We start from the raw sequence: 19873 nt of genomic DNA on the forward strand, positions 1-19873 counted from the left end.
GCCCGGTACAATCCGGGCCTTGTTGTCTCTATGTAACTGGACAGGATCACTATGCCGGCTTCATTCGTTCATCTACGCCTGCACACTGAATACTCGCTGGTCGACGGGCTGGTACGGATCAAGCCGCTGGTCAAGGCGCTGACGGCCATGAACATGCCGGCGGTCGCGGTCACCGACCAGAACAACATGTGTTCCCTGGTCAAATTCTATAAAAACACCATGGGCGCCGGCATCAAGCCGATCTGCGGCGCCGACCTGTGGCTGTCGAACAAAGACCCGGACGCACCGCTGAGCCGGCTCAGCCTGTTGGTGATGAACGCCAAGGGCTATCGCAACCTCACCGAGTTGATCTCGCGCGGCTTCATCGAAGGCCAGCGCAACGGCATGATCATCATCGAGCGTGAGTGGGTCGCTGAAGCCAACGAAGGACTGATCATGCTGTCCGCCGCCAAAGAGGGCGAGATCGGCATGGCCTTGATCAGTGGCAACCCGGCTGAAGCCGAGGCCTTGGCGCGCGAATGGATGACGGTGTTCCCGGATCGCTTCTATCTGGAAATCCAGCGCACCAACCGCCCCAACGATGAAGAGCAACTGCACGGCGCCGTCGCCCTTGCCGACAAGCTCGGCGCGCCACTGGTGGCGAGCAACGACGTGCGCTTCATCAAGCAGGAAGACTTCGCCGCCCACGAAACCCGCGTGTGCATCGGTGAGGGCCGCGCCCTCGACGACCCGCGCCGTTCGAAGAATTACAGCGATCAGCAATACCTGAAAAGCGCCGAGGAAATGATCGAGCTGTTCAGCGATATTCCCGATGCGATTGAAAATACCGTCGAGATCGCCAAGCGCTGCAACATTGAAGTGAAACTGGGCACGCACTTCCTGCCCAACTTCCCGATTCCCGATGGCATGACCATCGACGAATATTTCCGCAAAGTCTCCTTCGACGGTCTCGAAGAACGACTGGCGGTGCTGCTGCCCAAGGACACCACCGAAGACTACGAAGCCAAGCGTCAGGTCTATGTAGATCGCTTGAATTTCGAGCTGGATATCATCATCCAGATGGGCTTCCCCGGTTACTTCCTGATCGTTATGGACTTTATCCAGTGGGCCAAGAGCAACGGCGTACCGGTAGGTCCGGGCCGTGGTTCGGGTGCCGGTTCGCTGGTGGCTTACGTTCAAAAGATCACCGACCTCGACCCGCTGGAATACGACCTGCTGTTCGAACGTTTCCTTAACCCGGAACGGGTCTCGATGCCCGACTTCGACGTCGACTTCTGCATGGACGGTCGTGACCGCGTAATTGATTACGTGGCCGAGAAATACGGGCGCAACGCGGTAAGCCAGATCATCACCTTCGGTTCCATGGCCGCCAAGGCTGTGGTGCGCGACGTGGCGCGGGTGCAGGGCAAGTCCTACGGTTTGGCGGATCGTCTGTCGAAGATGATTCCGTTCGAAGTCGGCATGACCCTGGAAAAAGCCTACGAGCAGGAAGAAATCCTGCGTGACTTCATCAAGGTCGATGAAGAAGCCGCAGAAATCTGGGAGATGGCGCGCAAGCTCGAAGGCGTTGTGCGTAACGTCGGTAAACACGCCGGTGGTGTGGTTATCGCGCCGACCAAGCTGACTGACTTCTCGCCGATCTATTGCGACGAGGCCGGTGACGGTCTGGTAACCCAGTTCGACAAGGACGACGTTGAAGCGGCCGGTCTGGTGAAGTTCGACTTCCTCGGTCTGCGGACGTTGACGGTGATCGACTGGGCGCTGAAGACCATCAACCGCGACCGCGCCAAGGTCGACGAGCCGCCGCTGGACATCGCGTTCATCCCGCTCGACGACAAACCGACGTACACGCTGTTGCAAAAAGCTGAAACCACCGCGGTGTTCCAGCTTGAATCCCGCGGCATGAAAGAGCTGATCAAAAAGCTCAAGCCCGACTGCCTGGAAGACTTGATCGCACTGGTGGCCCTGTTCCGTCCGGGCCCGCTGCAATCGGGCATGGTTGATGACTTTATCAACCGTAAGCACGGTCGCGCCGAGCTGGCGTATCCGCACTCCGACTATCAATACGAAGGCCTCAAGCCAGTATTGGCGCCGACCTACGGCATCATCCTGTATCAGGAACAGGTGATGCAGATTGCTCAGGTCATGGCCGGTTACACCCTCGGCGGTGCAGACATGCTGCGTCGGGCTATGGGTAAGAAAAAACCCGAAGAGATGGCCAAGCAGCGCGGCGGTTTTATTGAGGGTTGCAAGACCAACAATATCGAAGCCGACCTCGCCGGTAACATTTTCGACCTGGTGGAAAAATTCGCCGGTTACGGCTTCAACAAGTCTCACTCGGCTGCTTACGGTCTGGTTTCGTACCAGACCGCCTGGCTGAAGACCCACTACCCGGCGCCGTTCATGGCCGCGGTACTGTCGGCGGACATGCACAACACCGACAAGGTCGTGACCTTGATCGAAGAAATTCGCACCATGAAGCTGCGTCTCGACGCGCCGGATGTGAATACTTCGGAATTCAAGTTCACGGTGAACGACGAAGGCCGCATCATTTATGGCCTCGGCGCGATCAAGGGGGTGGGCGAGGGGCCAGTCGAGGCGATCACTGAGGCGCGCGCGGACGGGCCTTTCAAGGATCTGTTCGATTTCTGCGCCCGCGTCGACCTCAAACGCATCAACAAACGCACCCTCGACGGTTTGATCCGCAGCGGTGCGCTGGATCGTCTCGGCCCGTTCTTCCATGAAGAGCAAAAGGCTTATCAGGCCAACATCGACCGCAACCGTGCGGTGCTGCTGGCCGCGATGGAAGAAGCGATCAAATCCGCCGAGCAGACTGCGCGCACCCATGACAGCGGTCACGCCGACCTGTTTGGCGGCTTGTTCGTCGAGGAAGATGCAGACGTTTACGCGGTGCATCGCAAGGCCAAAGAGCTGACCCTCAAGGAACGCCTCAAGGGTGAAAAAGACACTCTGGGCCTGTACCTGACCGGTCACCCGATCGACGAATACGAAGGTGAGATCCGTCGTTTCGCCCGCCAGCGCATCATCGACCTGAAACCGGCCCGCGATACGCAGACCGTCGCCGGGATGATCATTGCGCTGCGGGTGATGAAGAACAAGAAGGGCGACAAGATGGGCTTCATCACCCTCGACGACCGCTCCGGGCGGATCGAGGCGTCGTTGTTTGCCGATGCGTTCCACTCCGCGCAGTCGCTGTTGCAGACCGACGCGATGGTGGTGGTTGAAGGCGAAGTCAGCAACGACGACTTCTCCGGCGGCCTGCGCCTGCGGGTCAAGCGCGTGATGAGCATGGAAGATGCGCGCACCAACCTTGCCGAGAGCCTGCGCCTGAAGCTGCAAACCCAGGACCTGAAAGGCGATCAGCTACGCTGGTTGGGTGATTTGCTCAAGCGTCATCGCGGCGCATGCCCGGTGACCATGGAGTACACCAGCCCCGATGCGAAGACCTTGCTGCAGTTTGGCGAGACCTGGCGGATCGACCCGGCAGATGCGTTGATTCAAGCACTGCGTGACCAGTTCGGGCGAGACAACGTCTTCCTCCAATACCGTTGACCGGCGAGTGCCATCATTGCGCTCGCCCGCCACCTGAATTTTTAATCTCGACCTCAGCGCGCCTCTCCCTTAAGGTAGGGCGCGAATAGACAACCGGCCGACCCAAGCTCATTTGGGACACGACCCAAGACGGACGCCTATGAACCCGAATTTTCTAGATTTCGAACAGCCGATCGCCGACCTGCAAGCCAAGATCGAAGAGTTGCGCTTGGTCGGTAATGACAATTCGCTGAATATCGGCGATGAGATCTCCCGCCTGCAGGACAAGAGCAAAACGCTGACCGAAGACATCTTCGGCAAGCTGACCAGTTGGCAGATCGCACGCCTGGCGCGTCACCCGAAACGCCCGTACACCCTGGACTACATCCAGCACATCTTCACCGAGTTCGACGAACTGCACGGCGACCGTCACTTCTCTGACGACGCTGCGATCGTTGGCGGTATCGCCCGTCTGGACGACCAGCCGGTGATGATCATCGGTCACCAGAAGGGCCGTGAAGTGCGTGAGAAGGTGCGCCGCAACTTCGGCATGCCGCGTCCGGAAGGCTACCGCAAGGCTTGCCGTCTGATGGAGATGGCCGAGCGTTTCAAAATGCCGATCCTGACCTTCATCGACACCCCGGGTGCTTACCCTGGTATTGACGCTGAAGAGCGCAACCAGAGCGAAGCGATCGCCTGGAACCTGCGTGTGATGTCGCGCCTGAAAACCCCGATCATCGCCACCGTTATCGGTGAAGGTGGTTCCGGCGGTGCATTGGCGATCGGTGTTTGCGATCAGTTGAACATGCTGCAGTACTCGACCTACGCGGTGATCTCGCCGGAAGGTTGCGCATCTATTTTGTGGAAAACCGCCGAAAAAGCGCCGGATGCTGCTGAAGCGATGGGCATCACCGCTGAGCGTCTGAAAGGCCTGGGCATTGTCGACAAGGTGATTGGCGAGCCTCTGGGCGGCGCACACCGTGATCCGGCCACCGCGGCTGCCTCGATTCGTGCCGAGCTGAGCTCGCAACTGGCGATGCTGAAGACGTTCGATAACGAAGCGCTGCTCAAGCGCCGTTATGATCGACTGATGAGCTACGGCCTCTAAGTCGAACGCAGTACCCCTGTAGGAGCTGCCGAAGGCTGCGATCTTTCAAGATCAAAAGATCGCAGCCTTCGGCAGCTCCTACAGGATCTTTGAGAAGCGACCCTCTCTATGAATTCTTCGAAGAGTGATTTGCCGTCGCGGCTTCTGCTGAACCTTGAGCCTTGGCGCAATGCCGCTCATTGGCGTATCGCCTTCTCTGGTGGACTCGATTCCACTGTTCTGCTGCATCTGCTTGCCTCTCTGGCGAAATTCGAATCCCTCCCTCCGCTAAGCGCTATTCATATCCATCACGGCCTCCAGGCTGCGGCTGATGCGTGGCCGCAACATTGTCAGTCCGTTTGCGATGCGTTGGGTGTGCCGTTGCTTATCGAGCGGGTGAAGGTGCAACCGGGCGCGAGTCTGGAGCGAGCAGCACGGGATGCGCGTTATGCGGTGTTCAGTTCGCTGACGCAGACCGATAATGTGTTGCTGACCGGTCAGCATCGCGATGATCAGGCGGAAACGCTGTTGTTCCGGTTATTGCGCGGTGCGGGTGTGCGCGGATTGTCCGGGATGCTCGCCCAGCGGCCGGTGGGGCAGGGCACTCTGATTCGTCCGTTGCTGGATATTTCTCGGGCCGAGCTGGAAGAGTATGCGCAGGCTCATCAATTGCGCTGGATCGAAGACCCGTCCAATCAGGATCGGCAATTCTCGCGCAACTATCTGCGCCATCAGGTCATGCCGCTGCTGAGCGCTCGCTGGCCGCAAGCGCAGGCAAGCATGGCCCGCAGCGCCGCGCATCTGCGTGAGGCGCAGGGGCTGCTAGACGAACTGGCGCAGATCGATCTGGCGCAAGCTGCGACTGCCCATGATTACGCATGGTTGGGCTTACCGTCGCTGGAACTGGCGCCGCTCGCGGCACTGTCTGCCGCCCGGCAACGAAACGCGATCAGCCATTGGCTCGAACCCTTCACGCAACTGCCCGACAGCGACCATTGGTCGGGTTGGACGGATCTGTGCAAAGCCGCTCCCGATGCATCACCCGTCTGGCGGCTGGCTGAGGGCGAGTTGCACCGTAGCGCCGGTCGTGTGTGGTGGCTGAGCGGTAACTGGTTGCGCGCGCCGGTGATCGGCGCCGACTGGCAAGTGCCATCGTCAGCGCTACGCTTGGCCGATAACGGCCGTGTCATGTTCAGCGGGCAGACGCCTTGCGGGCCATTGCGCATCGCCTATCGTCAGGGTGGCGAAGTGATGCATCTGGCGGATCGCGGTCATCGTGATCTCAAGCGCCTGCTCAACGAGCGCGCGGTACCGGGCTTCGTGCGTGGCAGATTGCCGCTGCTGTTTCGCGGCGACAAACTGCTCGCGGTGGCGAACCTGCCGGGGCTTGATGGCAATGGGCAAGACGGCTGGCAATTGCATTGGCAGCCAACAGACGAAGATCAAGGTTTGAGCTGAAAGGAGCATTCCGGTAGACTACGCTCCCTTCTTGATACAACTTCTGTGGATTCGCCTGAATTGCAGGAGTTGCCGATTACCAAGCAGTCTTTGCTGGGCGATTCCAAAAAATGTGTAGCGAGCAACGTACCGGTGTTTCATCTGCCGGTCTGTCCCAACGCGGCGGTTTTTTTGAAAGGTGCACTGTGATTAATGCAGGTGATCGGGGGCTTCGGCCTTCCTTCGCTTTCCCCGGCGGCTCGGACCGCTTTAACGCAGACTTCTAGGGTTTTTCATGACGCGCTACATATTCGTCACGGGCGGTGTTGTTTCTTCTTTGGGGAAAGGCATTGCATCGGCTTCATTGGCAGCCATCCTGGAGGCGCGGGGACTTAAGGTCACCATGCTCAAGCTGGATCCGTACATCAACGTTGACCCGGGCACCATGAGCCCGTTCCAGCACGGCGAAGTGTTCGTCACCCACGACGGCGCCGAGACCGACCTGGACCTGGGCCACTACGAGCGGTTCATCCGCACGACCATGACCCAGAACAACAACTTCACCACTGGCCGTGTCTACGAACACGTGCTGCGCAAAGAGCGCCGTGGTGACTACCTGGGTGCAACCATCCAGGTGATTCCGCACATCACCGACGAAATCAAGCGCCGCATCATCAAGGGTGCTGGCGATGCTGACGTGGCCATGGTCGAAATCGGTGGCACCGTCGGTGACATCGAGTCGCAACCGTTCCTCGAAGCCATCCGTCAACTGCGTTTCGAAGTCGGCGCCAAGCGCGCGATGTTGATGCACCTGACTCTGGTTCCGTACATCGCCACCGCTGGCGAGACCAAGACCAAGCCAACTCAGCACTCGGTCAAAGAATTGCGCTCGATCGGCCTGCAGCCAGACGTACTGGTGTGCCGTTCCGATCACCCGATCGACATCTCGTCGCGTCGCAAGATCGCTCAGTTCACCAACGTTGAAGAACGTGCGGTGATCGCGCTGGAAGACGCCGACACCATCTACAAGATCCCGGGCATCCTGCACTCGCAGGGTCTGGACGATTTCGTTGTTGAGCGTTTCGGTCTGCAGTGCGGCAGCGCTGATCTGTCCGAGTGGGAAGCGGTGGTTGACGCCAAGCTGAACCCGGAACACGAAGTGACCATCGCCATGGTCGGCAAGTACATGGAATTGCTGGACGCCTACAAGTCGCTGATCGAAGCGATGAGCCATGCCGGCATCAGCAACCGCACCAAGGTCAACCTGCGTTACATCGATTCCGAAGACATCGAAAACCAGGGCACTGCGCTGCTCGAAGGTGTCGACGCGATCCTCGTACCGGGCGGTTTCGGTCTGCGTGGCGTGGAAGGCAAGATCACTGCCGTGCAGTACGCTCGTGAGAACAAGGTTCCGTACCTGGGCATCTGCTTGGGCATGCAAGTGGCAGTCATCGAGTTCGCCCGTAACGTGATGGGCTGGAAAGACGCCAACTCCACCGAGTTCGACCGCGCCAGCGGCCATCCGGTTGTCGGTCTGATCACCGAATGGGAAGACGCCACCGGCGCCGTTGAAGTGCGTACCGAAGCGTCCGATCTGGGCGGCACCATGCGCCTCGGCGCTCAGGAGTGCCTGCTCGAAACCGGCTCCAAGGTGCACGATTGCTACGGCAAGGACGTGATCGTTGAACGTCACCGTCACCGTTACGAAGTGAACAACAACCTGCTGCCACAAATCATCGAAGCCGGCCTGAAGATTTCCGGTCGCTCCGCTGACGCAGCCTTGGTTGAAGTGGTTGAAGCAGCGGATCATCCATGGTTCGTCGCTTGCCAGTTCCACCCTGAGTTCACCTCGACACCACGCGATGGCCACCCGCTGTTCAGCGGTTTCGTCAAAGCTGCGTTGGCTCAACACCAGAAGAAGGCGTAACCCGATGGCACAGAAGATCATCCGCGTCGGCGACATCGAGATTGCCAACGACAAACCCATGGTGCTGTTCGGCGGCATGAACGTGCTGGAAAGCCGTGACATGGCTATGCAGGTTTGTGAAGAGTACGTGAAGGTCACCGAGAAACTCGGTATCCCATACGTGTTCAAGGCCAGTTTCGACAAGGCCAACCGGTCTTCTGTGCATTCGTATCGTGGCCCTGGCCTGGAAGAAGGCATGCGCATCTTCCAGGACATCAAACAAGCTTTCGGTGTACCGATCATCACCGACGTCCACGAGCCTGATCAGGCCGCGGTCGTCGCTGAGGTCTGCGACATCATTCAGCTGCCGGCCTTCCTGTCGCGCCAGACCGATCTGGTCGTCGCGATGGCCAAGACCAACGCAGTGATCAACATCAAGAAAGCCCAGTTTCTCGCGCCTCAGGAAATGAAACACATCCTGAGCAAATGCGTGGAAGCGGGTAACGACCAACTGATCCTCTGCGAGCGTGGTTCGAGCTTCGGCTACAACAACCTCGTGGTCGACATGCTCGGCTTCGGCATCATGAAGCAGTTCGAGTACCCGGTTTTCTTCGACGTGACCCACGCGCTGCAAATGCCAGGCGGTCGTTCCGACTCCGCTGGCGGTCGCCGTGCGCAGGTTCTGGATTTGGCCAAGGCGGGCATGAGCCAGTCGCTGGCGGGTCTGTTCCTCGAAGCGCATCCGGATCCGGACAACGCCAAATGCGACGGCCCTTGCGCCTTGCGTCTGGACAAACTGGAGCCATTTCTGGCCCAGCTCAAAGCTTTGGACGAACTGGTGAAGAGTTTTCCGACGGTAGAAACCGCGTAACACTCAATTCTCCGGTAAAGTACCGCACGATTTGTCGCACATGCCCTCGGGCATGTGCGTTGTCGTCTGCAAGCTGCCCGCTGCACACCACTTGCCGACGGTAAAAAGATTTCCTCTAGCTGCGTCGTTTTCGTCAACTTTGGAGTGTTTACAACAATGGCAAAAATCGTCGACATCAAAGGTCGTGAAGTTCTCGACTCCCGTGGCAATCCCACCGTGGAAGCGGATGTGCTTCTCGACAACGGCATCATCGGCAGCGCTTGCGCGCCGTCCGGTGCATCCACTGGCTCGCGTGAAGCGCTCGAGCTGCGTGATGGCGACAAGAGCCGTTATCTGGGCAAAGGCGTACTGAAAGCAGTCGCCAACATCAACGGCCCGATCCGCGATCTGCTGCTGGGCACCGACCCAAGCGACCAGAAAGCGCTGGATCACGCGATGATCAAGCTCGACGGTACCGAAAACAAAGCGACCCTGGGCGCCAACGCCATCCTCGCCGTGTCCCTGGCTGCGGCCAAGGCTGCTGCTCAGGATCAGGACCTGCCGCTGTACGCACACATCGCCAACCTCAACGGCACGCCGGGTGTTTACTCGATGCCGGTACCGATGATGAACATCATCAACGGTGGCGAGCACGCCGATAACAACGTCGACATCCAGGAATTCATGGTGCAGCCGGTTGGCGCCAAGTCTTTCTCGGAAGGTCTGCGCATGGGCACCGAGATTTTCCATCACTTGAAAGCTGTGCTGAAGGCCCGTGGCCTGAGCACCGCCGTTGGCGACGAAGGCGGTTTTGCACCGAACCTGGCCTCCAACGAAGACGCGCTGAAAGTGATCTCGGAAGCTGTTGCCAACGCCGGTTACAAGCTGGGCACCGACGTGACCCTGGCGCTGGACTGCGCGGCGAGCGAATTCTACGAAGACGGCAAGTACAACCTGTCCGGCGAAGGCCAGGTGTTCACCGCTGAAGGTTTCGCCGACTACCTGAAAGGTCTGACCGAGCGTTACCCGATCATCTCGATCGAAGACGGTCTGGACGAGTCCGACTGGGCTGGCTGGAAGATCCTCACCGACAAGATCGGCGAGAAGGTGCAACTGGTAGGCGACGACCTGTTCGTCACCAACACCAAGATCCTGAAAGAGGGCATCGATAAAAACATCGCCAACTCGATCCTGATCAAGTTCAACCAGATCGGCACCCTGACCGAAACCCTTGAAGCCATCCAGATGGCCAAGGCTGCCGGTTACACCGCGGTGATCTCGCACCGTTCCGGCGAAACCGAAGATTCGACCATTGCCGACCTTGCTGTGGGCACCTCGGCTGGCCAGATCAAGACCGGTTCGCTGTGCCGTTCCGACCGCGTTTCCAAGTACAACCAACTGCTGCGTATCGAAGAGCAGCTGAATGGCAAAGCCAAGTACAACGGTCGCAGCGAGTTCCGCGGCTGAGTACCAACTGATAAAAGGACAGCGGATTGTGTCGAAAAAGTCGTGACAGCGATGGATTTGCCACTAATCTGATGCCTTGACAGCACAAGCCTGGATCTTTCCAGGCTTCGTGCTATCAGATGCTTCAAAGTTTTGGCGTGGCTGTCTTTTTTCACTGGATACCTGATATTCGATGCGCAGTCCTTACTGGTTGTTTCTCGTTCTGCTCTTGCTGCTGGCCGGTCTGCAGTACCGCCTGTGGGTGGGCAATGGCAGTCTGGCGCAGGTCGCCGAGCTGAATCAGCAGATTGCTGATCAACATGCCGAGAACGAGGGTTTGCTGGAGCGCAACCGAGTGATGGACGCTGAAGTCAGCGAGTTGAAGAAAGGTATGGAGACCGTTGAAGAACGGGCTCGTCACGAGCTGGGCATGGTCAAGGACGGCGAAACCCTTTATCAGTTGGCCCAATGATCAATTCCCTTCCGGCCTTCTGGGCCGTGGTTCCTGCCGCGGGCGTCGGTGCCCGAATGGCCGCGGACCGTCCCAAGCAATATCTGCAACTGGGCGGGCGCACAATTCTCGAACACAGCCTCGGCTGTTTCCTCGATCACCCAAGCCTCAAGGGGTTGGTGGTCAGTCTTGCGGTTGATGATCCTTACTGGCCGAACCTGGCGTGCGCTGGCGACTCGCGAATTCAGCGCGTCGAGGGTGGCACCGAGCGTTCTGGCTCGGTGCTCAATGCCTTGCTGCATTTGCATGCGCAAGGTGCCGATGATGAGGATTGGGTGCTGGTGCACGATGCGGCACGGCCCAACCTGAGCCGCGAAGATCTCGACAAGTTACTCGATGAACTGGTGGACGATCCGGTAGGCGGATTGCTTGCGGTGCCTGCGCGCGACACCTTGAAACGGGTCGACAAGCATGGCCGTGTAGTGGAAACCGTCGATCGAAGTGTGATCTGGCAGGCGTATACACCGCAGATGTTTCGCCTCGGCGCGTTGCATCGGGCATTGGCGGACAGTCTGGTTGCGGATGCCGTAATTACTGACGAAGCGTCGGCGATGGAGTGGGCGGGGCTGAAGCCGCGACTGATCGAAGGGCGCGCGGATAACCTCAAGGTTACCCGGCCGGAAGATCTCGAATGGTTGCGCCAGCGTTGGGCTAACCGTCGCTAAAAGATCAAAAGATCGCAGCCTTCGGCAGCTCCTACATGGGTTCGCATGCCTTTGTAGGAGCTGCCGAAGGCTGCGATCTTTTGCTTTTCAACCTCGATATTCCGGCCGCTCAGCCAATCCCTCCTTCAAAAAATCCACCAACTTGCGCACCTTCGGCGACAAATGCCGTTGCTGCGGATACAACGCCCACACCGCCGTATTCGGCGGCTGATGCGTCTCCAGCAACGAAATCAACGCGCCACTGTGCAGATGCTCCAGCACGTAATAATCCGGCAACTGACACAGCCCGACCCCCTGCAACGCTGCATCCAGCACTGCTTGCCCACTGTTGCAGCGCCAGTTTCCCTGCACTCGCTGAGAAAATTCCCGACCGTTCTGTTCGAGTTGCCAGATATCCGAGCTGCCGATCAGGCAATTATGCCGACTCAGTTCCGACAAACTGTGTGGGCGACCGTACCGCTCAAGGTAGGACGGTGACGCACACAGGTACATGCGTCGGGGTGCCAGTCGTGCTGCGACCAATCGCGAATCCTGTAACCGACCCAACCGAATCGCCAGATCCAGCCCTTCATGCACCAGATCAAGTTGGCGATTGCTCAGCTCGATATCAATACGCAACTGCGGATACAGCCCCATAAACCGCGTCACCAGCGGCACGATAAAGCGTTCGCCGTATGCCACCGCGCAGGTCATGCGCAGCATGCCTTTCGGTTCGCTGGTCAGATCGCCTACCGCACGCAACGCCTCCTCGCGACCATCCTGCAAACGTTGGCAATGCTGGAGGAAAGTCTGCCCGGCTTCGGTCAGCGTCACCCGCCGAGTACTGCGATAGAGCAGGCGCGTCTGCAAGCGCTCTTCCAGTCGTACGATTTGTCGACTGACGTGCGAGGAAGAAACCCCAAGGCGTTCAGCGGCGGCGGTGAACTGGCTGCATTCAGCCACGGCAACAAATTCGTCGATGCCTTCCCAGCGGTTCTCGGACATTGGATTATCCCTGTACGGCAATAATATTTTGCATTTGTCCGGATTATTCATCAGTCAGCGCTGAACTACACTGGCTGTCTGGTTTTTTTATTCAATGGATTTACTGGAGAGTCAGCATGATCAAGTCGCGCGCCGCCGTTGCCTTCGAGGCCAAGAAGCCGCTGGAAATCGTAGAAGTCGATGTCGCCATGCCCAAGGCCGGTGAAGTATTGCTGCGCGTAGTCGCTTCCGGTGTTTGCCACACTGACGCCTACACCCTGTCCGGCGCTGATCCGGAAGGCATCTTTCCGTCGATCCTCGGTCACGAAGGCGGCGCTATCGTTGAAGCCATCGGTGAAGGCGTAACCTCGGTTGCCGTTGGCGACCACGTCATTCCGCTGTACACCCCGGAATGTGGCCAGTGCAAATTCTGTAAGTCGGGCAAGACCAACCTGTGTCAGGCGATTCGCGCGACTCAGGGCAAAGGCTTGATGCCGGACGGCACTTCGCGTTTTTCCTACAAGGGCGAAACAATTTTCCACTACATGGGTACGTCGACGTTCTCGGAATACACCGTGTTGCCGGAAATCTCCGTAGCGAAGATCTCCAAAGATGCGCCGCTCGAGAAGGTTTGCCTGCTGGGTTGCGGCGTGACCACCGGTATCGGTGCTGTGCTCAACACCGCCAAGGTCAAGCCGGGGGACACCGTGGCCATCTTCGGTCTGGGCGGCATCGGTCTTTCTGCGGTGATCGGCGCTGTTAAAGCCAAGGCTGCGCGCATCATCGCTATCGACATCAACCCGGCCAAGTTCGAAATCGCCAAGCAACTCGGTGCCACCGATTGCGTCAACCCGAAAGATTTCGATCGTCCGATCCAGGAAGTGATCGTCGACATGACCGATGGCGGCGTTGACTTCTCCTTCGAATGCATCGGCAATGTGCAACTGATGCGCGCAGCCCTTGAGTGCTGCCACAAGGGCTGGGGCGAGTCGGTGATCATCGGTGTCGCCGGTGCCGGCCAGGAAATCTCCACCCGTCCATTCCAGTTGGTCACCGGTCGCGTCTGGCGCGGTTCGGCATTCGGCGGCGTTCGTGGTCGCACCGAGTTGCCAAGCTACGTCGACATGGCTCAGAGCGGCGAGATTCCGCTGGATACTTTCATCACCCACACCATGGGCCTGGAAGACATCAACAAGGCGTTCGACCTGATGCACGAAGGCAAAAGCATCCGTACCGTCATTCATTTCTGATCAATCGCCGGGATATGGCGACACGTCGTGAAGGCGTGTTGCCGTGACCGCGTAGGAGTCTTTACATGAGCCTGGAAAACATCTCCTGTCAGAAAAGTTTTGGCGGCTGGCACAAGCGCTATCGCCATCGCTCCGACGTGCTCGGTTGCGACATGGTGTTTGCTGTGTACCTGCCACCGCAGGCGGAGCAGGGCGGAAAACTGCCGGTGCTGTACTGGCTGTCGGGCCTGACCTGCACCGATGAAAATTTCATGCAGAAGGCTGGCGCGATGCGCATGGCCGCCGAACTGGGTTTGATCATCGTCGCCCCGGACACTAGCCCGCGTGGGCCGGATGTACCGGGCGATCCGGATGGCGCATGGGATTTCGGCCTTGGCGCCGGCTTCTATCTGAATGCCACGCAGGAACCTTGGTCGCGTCACTATCGGATGCATGACTATGTTGTGCAGGAATTGCCCTCACTGGTTGAAGCGCATTTCCCCGCATCCGACAAACGCAGCATCAGCGGCCACTCCATGGGCGGCCACGGCGCATTGGTCTGCGCATTGCGCAACCCGGGTCGCTATCAATCGGTGTCGGCGTTCTCACCCATCAACAACCCGATGGATTGCCCGTGGGGGCAAAAAGCCTTTTCCCGCTTCCTGGGCGAAGACCGTTCCAAGTGGAAGGAGTGGGATGCCTGCGCGCTGATCGCCGAGGCGGATGAAAAACTGCCGCTGTTGGTCGATCAAGGTGACCGCGATGACTTCCTCGCCACCCAGCTCAAACCCGAAGCCCTGCAACAAGCAGCAAAACAGGCGGGCCATCCGCTGACGTTGCGCCTGCAACCGGGCTACGACCACAGCTATTTCTTCATCGCAAGCTTCATAGACGACCACTTGCAGCATCACGCACGCGCCCTTAAGGCCTAATGCAGGTAGAATCACGCCCTGACAAAAATCGGGGCGTTTTTTTTATGCGTATTGGCCACGGCTATGATGTGCATCGTTTCGCTGAAGGCGATTTCATTACTCTGGGCGGCGTGCGCATTGCACACAGCTTCGGGCTGCTCGCTCATTCCGACGGTGACGTCCTGCTGCACGCCTTGAGCGATGCCTTGCTCGGCGCCGCGGCGCTGGGCGATATCGGCAAGCATTTCCCGGACACTGACCCGCAATTCAAGGGCGCCGACAGCCGTGCGCTGCTGCGGCATGTGGTCGCGCTGATCCACGCCAAAGGCTGGAAAGTCGGCAACGTCGACAACACCATCGTTGCCCAGGCGCCGAAAATGGCCCCGCATATCGAATCGATGCGCGCGCTGATCGCGGCGGATCTTCAAGTTGAGTTGGATCAAGTGAACGTGAAAGCTACCACCACCGAAAAGCTTGGCTTTGTCGGTCGCGAAGAAGGCATCGCCGTGCACTCCGTTGCCTTGTTGCTGCGCGCATGAACGAACTGCAATTGCTCGGCCCGCGCGCCTATGGCGACGCCCTCGGCAGCGCGGTGCTGAAAGCCATCGCTGAAGATTTTCAGGTCGATGAAGTGCTCGACATCCCGTTCAGCGGCGATGGCGAACACCTGTGGATCTGGGTCGAGAAACGCGGCCTCAACACTGAAGAAGCCGCACGGCGTATCGCCAAGGCTGCCGGCGTGCCGCTGCGTACCGTCAGTTATGCCGGTCTCAAGGATCGTCAGGCGCTGACCCGCCAGTGGTTCAGCGTGCAACTGCCGGGCAAGGCCGACCCGGATCTGTCGGCGGCGGAAAACGATACGCTGAAGATCCTCAAGACCACTCGCCACAAACGCAAGCTGCAACGCGGTGCGCATTCGGCCAATGGTTTCACCTTGCGCCTGACTCAGTTCACTGGTGATAAAGACGCGATTGAACAACGTCTGCAACTGATCGCCCAGCAAGGCATCCCCAATTATTTCGGCGCCCAGCGTTTCGGCCATGACGGCGGCAACGTCGTTGATGCGCGTGCGTGGGCAGCGCGCAAGGCCTTGCCGGAGCAGCGCAATGTGCGTTCGCGTCTGCTGTCGACGGCGCGCAGCTTTCTGTTCAACAAAGTGCTGGCGGCGCGTGTGGCTGATGGCACTTGGCAAAAAGCTCAGATTGGCGATCTGCTGGCGTTCACCGACAGCCGCAGCTTTTTCCCGGCCGGTGAAGCTGAATGCAGCGACCCGCGCCTGGCGATTCTCGATCTGCACCCGACCGGCCCGCAGTGGGGCGAAGGTGACTCGCCGACCGCAGGCGTTGTCCATGAACTGGAGCAGGGGATCGCTGCCGATGAAGCAGAGCTGCGCGATTGGTTGGTTCATGCCGGCATGAGCCACGAACGTCGCATCCTGCGGCTGCCCATTGGCGGGTTGACGTGGCATTATCCCCAGCCTGACATTCTGCAACTGGAATTCGTCCTCCCGGCCGGATGCTTCGCCACCGTATTGGTGCGCGAACTCGTTGATCTGGTGCCGGTGGGGCAGACGGACAGCCCATGCGTATTCTGATTTCTAACGATGATGGGGTAACCGCACCCGGTCTCGCCGCGCTTTATGCTGCGCTGGCGGATTACACCGAATGCGTGGTTATCGCCCCGGAGCAGGACAAAAGCGGCGCCAGCAGTTCGCTGACGCTCGACCGTCCGCTGCACCCGCAATACCTGGCCAACGGCTTTATCAGCCTCAACGGCACCCCGACCGACTGCGTGCACCTGGGCCTTAATGGCTTGCTGGAGCGCCAGCCGGACATGGTGGTGTCGGGCATCAATCTCGGCGCCAATCTGGGTGACGACGTTTTGTATTCCGGGACAGTGGCGGCAGCTCTTGAAGGACGCTTCCTGGAGCGTCCGTCGTTTGCCTTCTCGCTGGTCTCGCGTCAGGTGGATAATCTGCCGACAGCGGCCTACTTTGCGCGCAAACTGGTCGAGGCCCATGCCGGGCTCGACCTGCCGCCGCGCACGGTGCTCAACGTGAACATTCCGAACCTGCCGATCGACCATATTCGCGGTATCCAGCTGACCCGCCTCGGTCATCGCGCCCGGGCGGCGGCACCGATGAAAGTGGTCGATCCACGTGGCAAGGCCGGCTACTGGATTGCCGCTGCTGGCGACGCCGAAGACGGCGGCCCGGGCACGGACTTCCATGCGGTGATGCAGGGTTACGTTTCCATCACCCCGTTGCAGCTCGATCGCACCTTCAACGATGCTTTCCGAAGCCTCGACGGCTGGCTCGAGGGACTGCGCTGATGGCTCGCGAACACGAAGACCGACTGCGCAGCGGCATCGGCATGACCTCCCAGCGTACCCGCGAGCGCCTGATCCAGCGACTGTATGAAGAGGGTGTATCCAACGCCAAGGTGCTGGAAGTGATCCGGCGGACTCCGCGCCACTTGTTCGTCGACGAAGCGCTGGCGCACCGTGCCTATGAAGACACGGCGCTGCCGATCGGCCATAACCAGACGATTTCCCAGCCTTATATGGTGGCGCGCATGAGCGAGCTGCTGCTGGAGGCGGGGCCGCTGGATAAGGTGATGGAGATCGGCACCGGTTCCGGTTACCAGACAGCGGTGTTGTCACAGCTGGTCGAGCGGGTGTTTTCGGTCGAGCGCATCAAGGTCCTGCAGGATCGCGCCAAGGAGCGTCTGGTCGAACTGAACCTGCGCAACGTGGTGTTCCGCTGGGGCGATGGCTGGGAAGGCTGGCCGGCGCTGGCGCCTTACAACGGCATTATTGTCACCGCCGTGGCCACCGACGTACCGCAAGCCCTGCTCGATCAACTGGCACCTGGCGGCCGACTGGTCATACCGGTCGGCTCCGGAGAAGTGCAACAACTGATGCTGATCGTGCGTGAAGAAAACGGCTTTTCCCGACACGTTCTCGGCGCTGTTCGATTCGTGCCTTTGCTCAACGGGCCACTGGCCTGAGCATTTATATAAAGGTGCTGAATTCCTTTCGTTGGCCTGGGTCTTACTTCGGCAGCGATTGTTTAAACGCAGCAGAGTGGCAACTTGCAAACGTGTGCGCGAAGCGATTTCGCTTCATTAAAGGTAAAGCTGTTTCGGCCCGTTATACTTGCGACACCTCATGCCGACATCCGGCATTCCAATTTTTCAGCCACCACAAAGGGAGCGGCGGGTGAGTCTCACAGTCATTGCGCAGCGTATGGGTAACACGAGCTTTCAGCGCCTGGTGACTGGCCTTGTCTTGAGCACCTTGCTGGTGGGTTGCTCCAGCACCAAATCGAACAATGTTCGTGTGGTCGATCGCAACAATGCGGTGGCGCAGCGTCCTACCGTGACGACCGGACAGTACGTAGTCCGTCCGGGCGATACGATGTTTTCGATCGCTTTCCGCTACGGCTGGGACTACAAAGCCCTCGCGGCCCGGAACAATATTCCTACGCCGTATACGATCCATCCGGGTCAGACAATTCGCTTCGATGGTCGCACCGGTTCAACATCGACCGCTGTGGTGAGCAACGCCACTTCCTCGCCTTCTTCGTCGAGTAAAACCACGGTAATCCGGCGCCAGGCAAATGGCACGACGACCACTACAACCACCGGTTCTACTGGGGCTGCACCGTCCGTCGCGAACAAGTCGGCCCCCGCGCCACTGCCTCCTGCCGGCCCAGCCCCGACCGGCTGGGGATGGCCATCTAATGGCATTCTGATTGGTAAATTCTCTTCAAACGGTAGTTTGAATAAAGGAATTGATATCGCCGGGGATTTGGGACAGCCTGTTTTAGCTGCGTCTGATGGGACGGTGGTTTACGCCGGGAGTGGCTTAAGGGGCTACGGCGAATTAGTCATCATCAAACACAGCGAAACCTACGTCAGTGCCTACGGCCATAACCGCAGGCTGTTGGTTCGGGAGGGACAGCAGGTCAAGGTCGGACAGACAATTGCCGAAATGGGGTCAACGGGTACAGACCGGGTGAAACTGCATTTTGAGATTCGCCGCCAAGGTAAACCTGTAGATCCACTGCAGTTCCTGCCAAGACGTTGATTTGTAAGCCAGCCTGTTCCGTCACGTAGAGGGGACAGGCTCCAGCGCTGCCAAGGATAAAGGCGTCGCTTGAGCTTGGGGTCGAACTCACCAAAGGACTATAACAATGGCTCTCAGTAAAGAAGTGCCGGAGTTTGACATCGACGATGAGGTTCTCCTTATGGAGGCCGGCATCGATTCGGAATCTTCGATGTCGAATGATGAAGGGGCTGCTCCACCTTCCGTTCGTTCCAAATCCAAACACTCCGCTTCACTTAAACAACACAAGTACATCGATTACACGCGTGCACTTGATGCCACGCAGTTGTATCTGAACGAAATCGGCTTTTCCCCACTGCTCTCCCCGGAGGAAGAAGTTCATTTTGCGCGCTTGTCGCAAAGTGGCGACCCCGCCGGGCGCAAGCGCATGATTGAAAGTAACCTGCGGCTGGTGGTGAAAATCGCCCGGCGTTACGTCAATCGGGGGCTGTCGCTGCTGGATCTGATCGAAGAGGGCAACCTCGGACTGATCCGCGCGGTGGAAAAGTTCGACCCTGAACGCGGCTTCCGCTTCTCGACCTACGCGACCTGGTGGATTCGTCAGACCATCGAGCGCGCGATCATGAATCAGACCCGGACCATCCGGTTGCCGATTCATGTGGTCAAGGAACTCAACGTGTACCTGCGGGCTGCACGGGAGCTGACGCAAAAGCTCGACCACGAACCTTCACCCGAAGAAATCGCCAACCTGCTGGAAAAACCGGTGGGCGAGGTCAAGCGCATGCTGGGCCTGAATGAACGGGTTTCTTCGGTCGACGTCTCGCTGGGTCCGGATTCGGATAAAACCCTGCTGGACACCCTCACTGACGATCGTCCTACCGATCCGTGCGAACTGCTGCAGGATGACGATCTGTCGCAGAGCATCGATCAATGGCTCTCCGAGCTGACCGACAAGCAGCGCGAGGTGGTGATTCGCCGCTTCGGCCTGCGCGGGCACGAGAGCAGTACGCTGGAAGATGTAGGCCTGGAAATCGGCTTGACCCGGGAACGGGTGCGGCAGATCCAGGTGGAAGGCCTCAAGCGCCTTCGTGAGATCCTTGAAAAGAATGGCCTGTCGAGCGAGTCGCTGTTTCAGTAAGCACCTCACACGACCGCCCGCAAGAAGCCCCGACTGGTTCGGGGCTTTTTGTTGCCTGCTGTTTTTGATGTCGGTGCTGTTGCTCGTGTAGGAGCTGCCGAAGGCTGCGA

The 19873-nt window shown here is 58.9% G+C and carries 17 protein-coding genes; 16 read left to right on the forward strand and 1 reads right to left on the reverse strand.

Features of this window, described 5'->3' with window-relative positions; genetic code table 11:
* Positions 1–51 precede the first annotated feature (51 nt).
* The 8 genes from dnaE to ispD all read left to right on the forward strand — a co-directional run bounded on the left by dnaE (position 52) and on the right by ispD (position 11454).
* Positions 52–3573: a DNA polymerase III subunit alpha gene (gene dnaE / locus ACQ4MY_RS02295; protein ID WP_440093474.1), complete on the forward strand. Its 3522-nt coding sequence runs from the start codon at positions 52–54 to the stop codon at positions 3571–3573.
* A gap of 139 nt (positions 3574–3712) precedes the next feature.
* Entirely contained in the window at positions 3713–4660 is a 948-nt protein-coding gene (locus ACQ4MY_RS02300) for an acetyl-CoA carboxylase carboxyltransferase subunit alpha (RefSeq protein ID WP_008081717.1), read from the forward strand.
* Positions 4661–4768: 108 nt separating this feature from the next.
* Positions 4769–6097, forward strand: a complete 1329-nt coding sequence (gene tilS, locus ACQ4MY_RS02305; RefSeq protein WP_440093476.1) for a tRNA lysidine(34) synthetase TilS — start codon at positions 4769–4771, stop codon at positions 6095–6097.
* A gap of 274 nt (positions 6098–6371) precedes the next feature.
* Positions 6372–8003, forward strand: coding sequence for a CTP synthase (locus tag ACQ4MY_RS02310; RefSeq protein ID WP_008081719.1), 1632 nt, complete (start codon positions 6372–6374; stop codon positions 8001–8003).
* A 4-nt stretch (positions 8004–8007) separates the two neighbouring features.
* A complete protein-coding gene (gene kdsA / locus ACQ4MY_RS02315) occupies positions 8008–8853 on the forward strand; it encodes a 3-deoxy-8-phosphooctulonate synthase (protein WP_008081720.1) in 846 nt (281 codons plus the stop codon).
* Between the two features lie 156 nt (positions 8854–9009).
* Positions 9010–10299, forward strand: a complete 1290-nt coding sequence (gene eno, locus ACQ4MY_RS02320; protein ID WP_007908839.1) for a phosphopyruvate hydratase — start codon at positions 9010–9012, stop codon at positions 10297–10299.
* 172 nt (positions 10300–10471) lie between these two features.
* Positions 10472–10750 (forward strand): cell division protein FtsB, encoded by a 279-nt coding sequence (ftsB, locus tag ACQ4MY_RS02325; protein WP_007908838.1) that lies wholly within the window; start codon positions 10472–10474, stop codon positions 10748–10750.
* Positions 10747–11454, forward strand: a complete 708-nt coding sequence (ispD, locus tag ACQ4MY_RS02330) for a 2-C-methyl-D-erythritol 4-phosphate cytidylyltransferase (protein ID WP_440093479.1) — start codon at positions 10747–10749, stop codon at positions 11452–11454. Before ftsB ends, ispD begins: the two co-directional genes overlap by 4 nt.
* Positions 11455–11541: 87 nt before the next feature.
* Here the strand turns inward: ispD and ACQ4MY_RS02335 are convergent, their stop codons facing one another.
* Entirely contained in the window at positions 11542–12438 is an 897-nt protein-coding gene (locus ACQ4MY_RS02335) for a LysR substrate-binding domain-containing protein (protein WP_440093481.1), read from the reverse strand.
* 116 nt (positions 12439–12554) lie between these two features.
* Here ACQ4MY_RS02335 and ACQ4MY_RS02340 point away from each other — a divergent pair, with 116 nt between their 5' ends.
* From ACQ4MY_RS02340 to rpoS, 8 genes are all read left to right on the forward strand, one after another.
* Positions 12555–13667: an S-(hydroxymethyl)glutathione dehydrogenase/class III alcohol dehydrogenase gene (locus tag ACQ4MY_RS02340; RefSeq protein WP_008081726.1), complete on the forward strand. Its 1113-nt coding sequence runs from the start codon at positions 12555–12557 to the stop codon at positions 13665–13667.
* Between the two features lie 65 nt (positions 13668–13732).
* Positions 13733–14578: an S-formylglutathione hydrolase gene (fghA, locus tag ACQ4MY_RS02345; RefSeq protein ID WP_008081727.1), complete on the forward strand. Its 846-nt coding sequence runs from the start codon at positions 13733–13735 to the stop codon at positions 14576–14578.
* Positions 14579–14622: 44 nt separating this feature from the next.
* The gene (gene ispF, locus ACQ4MY_RS02350) at positions 14623–15096 is read left to right on the forward strand and encodes a 2-C-methyl-D-erythritol 2,4-cyclodiphosphate synthase (protein WP_034149878.1); all 474 of its coding nucleotides are present in this window, start codon (positions 14623–14625) and stop codon (positions 15094–15096) included.
* A complete protein-coding gene (gene truD, locus ACQ4MY_RS02355; RefSeq protein ID WP_440093485.1) occupies positions 15093–16151 on the forward strand; it encodes a tRNA pseudouridine(13) synthase TruD in 1059 nt (352 codons plus the stop codon). The genes ispF and truD overlap by 4 nt, the downstream gene beginning before the upstream one ends.
* Entirely contained in the window at positions 16139–16888 is a 750-nt protein-coding gene (surE, locus tag ACQ4MY_RS02360) for a 5'/3'-nucleotidase SurE (protein ID WP_008081730.1), read from the forward strand. The genes truD and surE overlap by 13 nt, the downstream gene beginning before the upstream one ends.
* A 41-nt stretch (positions 16889–16929) precedes the next feature.
* On the forward strand, positions 16930–17565 hold the full coding sequence (locus ACQ4MY_RS02365; protein WP_177323314.1) for a protein-L-isoaspartate(D-aspartate) O-methyltransferase: 636 nt from the start codon (positions 16930–16932) through the stop codon (positions 17563–17565).
* 211 nt (positions 17566–17776) lie between these two features.
* Positions 17777–18646, forward strand: coding sequence for a peptidoglycan DD-metalloendopeptidase family protein (locus tag ACQ4MY_RS02370; RefSeq protein WP_440093487.1), 870 nt, complete (start codon positions 17777–17779; stop codon positions 18644–18646).
* Positions 18647–18752: 106 nt separating this feature from the next.
* Complete coding sequence (rpoS, locus tag ACQ4MY_RS02375) at positions 18753–19763, forward strand: RNA polymerase sigma factor RpoS (protein ID WP_008081736.1); 1011 nt, start codon at positions 18753–18755, stop codon at positions 19761–19763.
* Positions 19764–19873: the final 110 nt, after the last annotated feature.

It is taken from the genome of Pseudomonas sp. SM4, assembly GCF_051913165.1.
Lineage (GTDB): Bacteria > Pseudomonadota > Gammaproteobacteria > Pseudomonadales > Pseudomonadaceae > Aquipseudomonas.

Bases quoted from the DNA above. Each gene is read 5' to 3' on its own strand.
- ACQ4MY_RS02340 (WP_008081726.1), top strand. From the start codon at position 12,555: ATGATCAAGTCGCGCGCCGCCGTTGCCTTCGAGGCCAAGAAGCCGCTG.
- fghA (WP_008081727.1), top strand. From the start codon at position 13,733: ATGAGCCTGGAAAACATCTCCTGTCAGAAAAGTTTTGGCGGCTGGCAC.
- dnaE (WP_440093474.1), top strand. From the start codon at position 52: ATGCCGGCTTCATTCGTTCATCTACGCCTGCACACTGAATACTCGCTG.
- ftsB (WP_007908838.1), top strand. From the start codon at position 10,472: ATGCGCAGTCCTTACTGGTTGTTTCTCGTTCTGCTCTTGCTGCTGGCC.
- ispD (WP_440093479.1), top strand. From the start codon at position 10,747: ATGATCAATTCCCTTCCGGCCTTCTGGGCCGTGGTTCCTGCCGCGGGC.
- ACQ4MY_RS02335 (WP_440093481.1), bottom strand. From the start codon at position 12,438: ATGTCCGAGAACCGCTGGGAAGGCATCGACGAATTTGTTGCCGTGGCT.
- ACQ4MY_RS02365 (WP_177323314.1), top strand. From the start codon at position 16,930: ATGACCTCCCAGCGTACCCGCGAGCGCCTGATCCAGCGACTGTATGAA.
- surE (WP_008081730.1), top strand. From the start codon at position 16,139: ATGCGTATTCTGATTTCTAACGATGATGGGGTAACCGCACCCGGTCTC.
- kdsA (WP_008081720.1), top strand. From the start codon at position 8,008: ATGGCACAGAAGATCATCCGCGTCGGCGACATCGAGATTGCCAACGAC.
- truD (WP_440093485.1), top strand. From the start codon at position 15,093: ATGAACGAACTGCAATTGCTCGGCCCGCGCGCCTATGGCGACGCCCTC.
- ACQ4MY_RS02300 (WP_008081717.1), top strand. From the start codon at position 3,713: ATGAACCCGAATTTTCTAGATTTCGAACAGCCGATCGCCGACCTGCAA.
- rpoS (WP_008081736.1), top strand. From the start codon at position 18,753: ATGGCTCTCAGTAAAGAAGTGCCGGAGTTTGACATCGACGATGAGGTT.
- ispF (WP_034149878.1), top strand. From the start codon at position 14,623: ATGCGTATTGGCCACGGCTATGATGTGCATCGTTTCGCTGAAGGCGAT.
- eno (WP_007908839.1), top strand. From the start codon at position 9,010: ATGGCAAAAATCGTCGACATCAAAGGTCGTGAAGTTCTCGACTCCCGT.
- tilS (WP_440093476.1), top strand. From the start codon at position 4,769: ATGAATTCTTCGAAGAGTGATTTGCCGTCGCGGCTTCTGCTGAACCTT.
- ACQ4MY_RS02310 (WP_008081719.1), top strand. From the start codon at position 6,372: ATGACGCGCTACATATTCGTCACGGGCGGTGTTGTTTCTTCTTTGGGG.